Source organism: Desulfosarcina sp. (assembly GCF_046496365.1).
In the GTDB taxonomy this organism is placed as follows: domain Bacteria; phylum Desulfobacterota; class Desulfobacteria; order Desulfobacterales; family Desulfosarcinaceae; genus Desulfosarcina.
Window position 1 is genome coordinate 63,981 of the sequence record NZ_JAWOHB010000157.1, and the last position, 6,000, is coordinate 69,980.

The following is a 6,000-nucleotide window of genomic DNA, read 5'->3' on the forward strand; positions in this document are numbered from 1 at the left end:
TGGATTGGGGGCTTGGCCCCTACACCAACCCAATCCCCCGCTCCTAATTTCCTGACCCCCCCAGTCCCAGAATCAGATTCGCCTGCTGCCAGACGGCGTTCCCGGCCAGGTTGTGACCCTGGTCCACCGCCTCCCGAACCCGGGCGAAAACACGCTCCAGCAGACGCTCCTTTCCCGCCGCCAGACGGATTACCCCCTGCAGCAGAAAAAAGCTGAGCAGCAGGACGAGAACAATCGTCCAGAACGCGTGCAGGAAAAAGTCACCCGAAAGAATGCTGCCCGAAAAAAAGTTCAGCGCCGTCAGCCAGCCGGTATAACCCAGCACAGCCAGCACCGGCAGATTGAAAACCAGCTGCAGCAGCCCGCCGCTCAGCCGCCGACCGGCCTGCGCCAGCTCCGCTTCCAGGGCATCGTTCCAGATCCGGGAGAGATGCTGCCCGATCTCCTCCCCGTAACCCGGTGCACGCCCGGCTTCGCGCACTGCCGGGGCAAAGCGCGACTTGATCAGCATTTCAGCGATATCGGGCCAGGTACGGGCAATGGTGCTGTCGTAGCGCAGAAGGGCCATGCCGGCTCCCGTCCCGCGGTCAGCCGCATCCACGCTCTTTTTGGAATCCGCCAAATGCCTGACGGCGGAAACAGCACCGACAATCTGCCGCACCGGATTGCCAAAACGCAAAAGCGAGGCAATGCCGGTGCCAAAGACCAGAATCCGTGTCCAGAGCGCCACCAGCCAGCCCACGGGCCCCAGCCAGCGCTGGGACAGCTGCTGGTAAAGGCGGACGTTGATGCCCGGGGTGAGTGGCACGCCATCTCCCCTGAAAGCCGCAACCGCCTGCTGCATGGCTTCGGCCTCGGTTGCCGCCATCTTTGCGGTCGCCGCGTGAAGCCGTTCCACTTCCCGTTGCGCTTCCGTCCGAACGGATTGCTGGAGGTAGGTCCACAGGCTGCGGGCGTTATCCAGCCGGCGGTCGACGGAAAAACCGGGCTGGTTGAAGGTGCCGACAACCATCTGCCGCAGCTGATCGAACTGGTTACGGTCGTGCTTGGGCCGCGCCTCGGGATCCCAGCCGGGCTGCCGGAGGTGGCTGCGGGCGGAGACACATAGAACCGCAGCCGGCTCGACTGACCATGCCTCGCGGATATAGCGGCTGAATTCCGGCATAATGGTCTCACTGAGTTCGGCTTCGGCCAGCCGGTCGCACTTGTTGACCGCCACCACCAGACTCTCGCCGCTGAACAACCGCACGTATGGCGCCAGAAAATCCGTATGGTCCCGCCGCTTGGGATTCTCCCCGTCAAATACACACACGAGCACGTCGGACAGGCCGATAGCCTTGTGAATGATGGGAATGTGCCGGTCCTGGTGGGTGCTGTCCGTATCCGGTGTATCGATGAGAATGATATTTTCAAGGGCTTCGACCGCTGCACGGAAATGCACGCGAACATCTTCCGGGCCCAGTTTGTCCACCAGCTGCCCGGCGTCGGTGCTGCGGCGGCAAACCACAACCACACGTTCGGTGGTGGGTCGGCGATGGCCTGACGGCGAGAGGTTGTCTTCGCCGGCCAGGGCGTTGAGCAGGGTGGATTTGCCTGACCCGCTGGGCCCCACCAGGGTGACCACCAGCTTGCGGTCGAAGCGCTCGACCAGATGGCCAAGCATAACAAGGGCCTCCTCACAGGCCTTGCGCAGGCCTGCGGCGGGCCGCCACAGCGGGATGCCCGCCAGCGTCTCAGCAAGCCCCAGAATGTCCGTGCGGATGGTCTCCAGCGCTCCCATGGCCCGCAGTCTGGCCATCTGTGCATCCATCATGCTGTATTCTCCAGAGCTCGGCCGCAGCGGGCCAGGCTTTCCGCCATCGACGCGATCCGTCCTGCCGCTTGTTCCGCCTTGATCCGTCCCTCTTGCAGCAGTGTTCCGGTAATTTTCTCTTCAAAGATTGCCTCGATGGCCGTTAACTTGTGGGTCAGCCAGGCCCGGGCAACCGGGCCGAGCAACGCTTCCAACTGCTTCAGATCCGCCTTTTTCATTCCGGCCGTGGCCGGGATGGCAACAAGGGCATATAGGTCGTTGAGACCGAACAGGCCGGCCAGCTTTACTTTGATGCCGACGGCCCCCACGGGATCCCCGGTGTGCAGGACGTAGGTTACCGCCGCAGTGGCGGGAATGATGTTCAGCATGGCTGAAAACGTCTGCCTGAGCTGATCAAAGGTTGTCATGCGCGTGCGCTGCGCCTGGGCCAGCCGCTGCAGCTCGGCCTCCAGCTGGCTGGTGAGGCCGAGCAGGGCCTCCTGTCGGGAGAGCATGTCTTCAACAGCCGACGCCCAGTTCTGACTGCGAAGCGCCGCTTGGGTTCCGGCCAGGGCTGGATGAAGGGGGATCCGGAACGTAAGCTTGCCCGTGTCAGTGCGCCGGAAGGAGGCCTCGGATTCTCCAGTCAGCTGTTGGAGCGCTTCCCGCAGGGGGCCGGCAGCCGGATCCGTTGCAGACAAATGCAGCACGACCTCCGGATCCACCGCCGCATTGCGCAGGCCGTTGGCCGCCCGGATGAGATCGGCCGCCATGGCCGCCGCCATATCACCGCTGGGGGGCAGTCCGTTTTTGGGCGCGCTGCCCCCGCCGATCCAGGTGGCGGCCCGCACCAGCAGACGGACCGGGGTCTCCATTACCCGTCCGGTTTTACGCATGATCTTGACGTGGGTTGGATCGGTAGCCTGCCAGATCTCCGAAAACCGCCGCACCACCGCATCCATGGGCAGGCGCCCCAGGGCATCCTGGACACTGCGCCGCTGCGCCGTACGCAGACTGTCCAGATAAAGCGCCAGATGACCTCTGGATTGCCGGGCCTCCTCGAGAAAACCGCGACCCTGTTGGATCACGTCGCTGAAAATGGAGCGGTGAAGCTCACCTCTTACGCGGCGGGGATCCAATTGCGCCAAGGCCTCCATCAGGCCGGGCCGACCCGCTTGAACCGGCACAATTGTCATGGGCGCCTGTCCGGCAGCCACCCGGTTGTCTTCACTGGCGCGGTAGATGCCCAGCACATGTTGCTGCGCCCGGTCGCCGTAAAGGTTCCGCGCCACCGTGCCGGCATGTTCCAGGACTTCTGCCCGGGTAAAGGCCGGATAGGCCCGGTAAACCAGAAAACAGTCGCGGGTACCCACGGCGGTGAGCATGCGGGCGATGAAATCGGTGTTGTCGCGGTTGTTATAATTGGCGTTGGTAAAAATATAGATCAGTACGTCGGCCGCACGCAGGGACTGTTCGGCCATCTCCCGGTTGCGGTAGCTGCCCCCGGAACCCGTGTCAAAATCGGGGGTGTCCAAAAGCGCCAAACTGGCAGGCAGGAAGGTCCCGTAATGCAGCAGCGGGTCGCCGGGGGTGGTCAGCTGGTCCATGTCGGTCATCTGCCGGGGCCCGCAGCCAAAGGGCTCGAACAGGGCCTGCGCAATGCCGGAGGTATCCCGGTGGGAAGCACTCAGCGAAATCAGAATCCGGCGGTTGATGCCCGCCCGGCCGCCGGTGGGGGAAACCGCTTCGCCGGCAAGGGCGTTGAACAGGGTGGACTTGCCCGAGGAACCACCGCCGCAGATGGCCGCCACCAGGGGAAAGTCCGGTATCAGCCTGGGCAGCAGACGGGTCTCAACCGCCTGTTTCCACACCGCAATGGCTGCCCGGGAGTCCAGCGCCATCAGATCGGCCAGTGCTGCGGCATCCGCCTTCAGCGTGTTGACGGCCGCGATGGTGCCGTCATCATAGGGGGGTTCCACCTGGAAGCGGTCTCCTTTCCCGGTCAGCCGGAATACCCAGTCGAGGGGTCATGATACGGTTGACAAGTCACATCCCGTTCCCATCTTTGTACACAACCGAGGCAAACAAAGGAAGGGCGGCCATGGCCTGGACCAGGGTCTCCGGCCTGGCAGGCAAGGTTTACCTGCCGGACATCGCCGGTCAGATGCAAAAAAAACACCCTTGCAGTTCATGCTTCTCCTGCCAGTGGTGCGACGAGAACCGCTGCCAGGTATGCCGCTGCCCGAACACCAATTCCTGCGAGCCGGACCCGCTTCGCTGTCGCGACCCCCACCGTGGCGAACCTGAGAAAAGGGACCGCCCCTAGCCCCTTTGTCTATTTGCCTTTCAAATTATCCCAGAAGGCCCTGCCGGCGGCCCGCTGGCGATCGCCGCCCCGGGGAGGCGCAAGCGTTGAGGGGCCGTCGGTCGGTCGGACGCCCCGCAGCCGGCTGATGCGTTCCTCCACCGGAGGGTGGGTGGAGAAAAGACTTTGCAGGCTTTTGCCGGACAGCGGATTGACGATGAACATGTGGGCCGTCGAGGGATTGGCATCCATGGGAATGCGCCTGGAATAGGCCCCCAATTTTTCAAGGGCCCGGGCCAGTCCCTCTGAATTTCCGGCGATCCGGGCGCCGGTGGCGTCGGCCAGGTACTCCCGGGAGCGCGATACGGCCATCTGGATGACCATCGCCGCGATGGGGGCGATGATGGACATGGCAATCATGCCGATGGCGCCCATGCCGCCTCCGTTGTTATCGTCCCGGTGCCCGCCGCCGAAAATGGCGCCCCAGCGCGCCATGGATGCCAGCATCATAATGGCCCCGGCCATGGTGGCGGCGATGGTGCCGATGAGAATGTCCCGATTCTTCACATGGGCCAGTTCGTGGGCCAGCACCCCCATGATCTCCTGCCGGTCCATGAGCGCCATCAGTCCCTGGGTGACGGCCACCACGGCGTTTTCCGGATTGCGCCCCGTGGCGAAGGCATTGGGTGCATCCTTGGGAATGATATACACCCTGGGCATGGGCAGACCGGCCTGACGGGACAGGGTCTGCACCATCTCGAAGAGTTCAGGCGACTGCTGGGGCGTCGCTTCGACCGCACGATACATTTTGAGAACAATCTTGTCCGAATACCAGTAGCTGATAAAGTTCATTCCGGCGGCCAGCACCAGGGCGATCATCATTCCCTGGCGCCCCCCCAACAGGTTGCCCACAATCATGATCAAAGCCGTCATCACGGCCAGTAAAAGCGTAGTCTTGAGCTGATTGCCCATTTGTGTCTGCTCCTTTTTCCGCGGTCTATCCCGTAACAAAAAAAACAACCCGTTTTCCGTCCTCACACTGGAGTTCAAATATAACACCGTTTCGTGTAAAGGCAACAGGGCCGGGATATTCCGCCTTAGTCGCTTTACAACCTCCCGTTTTGGTGCTAAATTCAGCAAGTCGTCGAAGCCAAGTAAGCCGCATTACACCCATAACAGCGAACAGGTTCGGGGAAACACCATGGACTACATCAAAATTAAATTCGGAGGCAATTTTGATCCCACCGGCCAGGGTCTGGGAAAAACCATCCAGGAAATTTTCAGACCACGACCCGTCAATCCCATGTTTTCATCCCGGGAACACCTTTGGACGCCGCAAATGGACATCTTCGAAACCCCGGAAGAAATAATGATCTGGGCTGAGATTTCCGGGGTAGAGAAAGACGACCTGGAGCTGGAGATCAACTCCCGTGCAGTGAAATTGTCCGGCATCCGCAAAGAGATGTCCCGGGTGCCCAACGGCACCTACCGACTAGCCGAAATTCAGTACGGCCGGTTCGAGCGCATCCTCTATCTGCCGTCCCCCGTGGACACGGAGGTGGTCTCCTCAACCTTCACAAACGGGCTTCTGAAAATCCGGATCGCCAAACTCAGGCTGGACAAGGTGCATAAAATCCACATCAGCGAAGAGTAGCACCATGTCCCCAAAAACCATCGGGCGGATCGGCCGCCTTGTCCGCAGGCACGGGCGGCAGATTGCCGCATCCAATACACACCCTTTAAGGAGGGCGTCATGCAAGAAAAAAAACCATCCATGGACTACAACACGGACAATATTCCGAAAGTTCTGCCTATCCTTCCGCTGTACGATGCGACCCTGTTCACAAAAATGGTGTTGCCATTGGTGGTGATGAAAGGTGAATCGGTCCACCTGATCGATGAG

The 6,000-nt window shown here is 61.5% G+C and carries 5 protein-coding genes; 2 read left to right on the plus strand and 3 right to left on the minus strand.

Features of this window, described 5'->3' with window-relative positions; translation table 11 throughout:
- Window positions 1-43 precede the first annotated feature (43 nt).
- Both R6V78_RS16195 and R6V78_RS16200 read right to left on the minus strand, forming a co-directional pair.
- Window positions 44-1,813, minus strand: coding sequence for a GTPase (locus R6V78_RS16195; RefSeq protein WP_410290420.1), 1,770 nt, complete (start codon window positions 1,811-1,813; stop codon window positions 44-46).
- Entirely contained in the window at window positions 1,810-3,771 is a 1,962-nt protein-coding gene (locus tag R6V78_RS16200; protein WP_410290421.1) for a dynamin family protein, read from the minus strand. Before R6V78_RS16200 ends, R6V78_RS16195 begins: the two co-directional genes overlap by 4 nt.
- Window positions 3,772-3,893: 122 nt before the next feature.
- Here R6V78_RS16200 and R6V78_RS16205 point away from each other — a divergent pair, with 122 nt between their 5' ends.
- The gene (locus tag R6V78_RS16205) at window positions 3,894-4,118 is read left to right on the plus strand and encodes a hypothetical protein (RefSeq protein WP_410290422.1); all 225 of its coding nucleotides are present in this window, start codon (window positions 3,894-3,896) and stop codon (window positions 4,116-4,118) included.
- A gap of 9 nt (window positions 4,119-4,127) precedes the next feature.
- On the opposite strand, the gene htpX is transcribed toward R6V78_RS16205, so the two are convergent.
- Complete coding sequence (gene htpX / locus R6V78_RS16210; RefSeq protein WP_410290423.1) at window positions 4,128-5,069, minus strand: zinc metalloprotease HtpX; 942 nt, start codon at window positions 5,067-5,069, stop codon at window positions 4,128-4,130.
- A gap of 229 nt (window positions 5,070-5,298) precedes the next feature.
- Here htpX and R6V78_RS16215 point away from each other — a divergent pair, with 229 nt between their 5' ends.
- Window positions 5,299-5,751 carry an Hsp20/alpha crystallin family protein gene (locus R6V78_RS16215; protein WP_410290424.1) on the plus strand — a complete coding sequence of 151 codons (453 nt, stop codon included), beginning with the start codon at window positions 5,299-5,301 and terminating at the stop codon, window positions 5,749-5,751.
- Window positions 5,752-6,000: the final 249 nt, after the last annotated feature.